The 1,068-nt window shown below is 41.9% G+C and carries 1 protein-coding gene; it reads left to right on the top strand.

The window, feature by feature from the left end; genetic code table 11:
• Window positions 1–989, top strand: a 989-nt coding sequence (locus PMI13_RS20425; protein ID WP_007847571.1) for a glycosylhydrolase-like jelly roll fold domain-containing protein, incomplete at its 5' end; no start/stop codon positions are given.
• Between the last annotated feature and the right edge of the window lie 79 nt (window positions 990–1,068).

Raw genomic sequence — 1,068 nt, 5'->3', positions numbered from 1 at the left:
CGGCCACAGCCGCAAAATTGCATGAATTTGCAGACAACGGCGGAAGAATCTTTTGTATTGAAGCTGTACCGGACCGCTCTACAGGTTGGAGTGATTATGAAAAAAGGGATCTGGAAGTACAGGGCTGGGTCAGGAAAATGGAGACCTATCCGGACCGGTTTATTTTCATAAATAAGCCTGCTTCTGATTTCCTTGGCTGGTATAAAGGTGTTCAGGAAAAATATGGAATTAAGCCTTATGTGAAAATCCGGGAACCGAAAACGTTTGTTACACAAGTGCGTTATCAGGCTGATGAAGCTGAGCTTTTCCTGTTTAATAATTCGAGCAGCAAACGCAGTACACCGTTGGATATTATATTTGATAAAAATGTGATCAAGCACAAGCAGGCCTGGCTATGGGATGCGGTAACGGGTAAACGGTTCAAACTGGAACTAAAGGATGGGCATTTGCATATCAATTTAGGCCCGGCAGATTCCCGGTTGATTGTATTTGACCACCATAAAAAAGGGATTGCATGGAAAGCCGGTCCTGTAGCCGGAAAGAATTTAAAGGAACTCAACAATAAATGGAATGTTGAATTCAGGCATTACGATGGGACGGTTAAAAAAGAGGAGCTGGATAAGCTGGTTGATCTTAAAGAATTACCCGCATATGCCCATTTTGCCGGAACGGTAATTTACCGCAAAACATTTCAGTTAACAGATGACCAGACATTAAATTACCTGAATCTGGGTAGTGTGTATGGAATCTGTGAAGTACGTGTTAACGGAGTAGAAGCAGGAATACAATGGTTCGGGCGGAGAATTTATCCGATAGACGGCTTGCTTCGCGAAGGAGTGAATGAAGTCGAAATTAAAGTAGTTACCGTGATGGTTAACTATATGAAAACCCTTAAGGATAATGTGGTTGCCCAATATTGGACAAATCTGAAAAGGAAAGACCAGCCATTACAATCTATGGGACTTGCAGGCCCGGTGACTGTTTATTAAAAGATATACTTCTTATGATAAACGAAGAGGCTGTCTCAAAAGGGGCAGTCTTTTTTCTGTCTCAAAATTTGTAGTTTAC

It is taken from the genome of Chryseobacterium populi (genome assembly GCF_000282115.1).
In the GTDB taxonomy this organism is placed as follows: domain Bacteria; phylum Bacteroidota; class Bacteroidia; order Flavobacteriales; family Weeksellaceae; genus Chryseobacterium; species Chryseobacterium populi.
The sequence above is the reverse complement of the archived record's forward strand: the minus strand, read 5'-3'. Positions and strand labels throughout refer to the sequence as shown.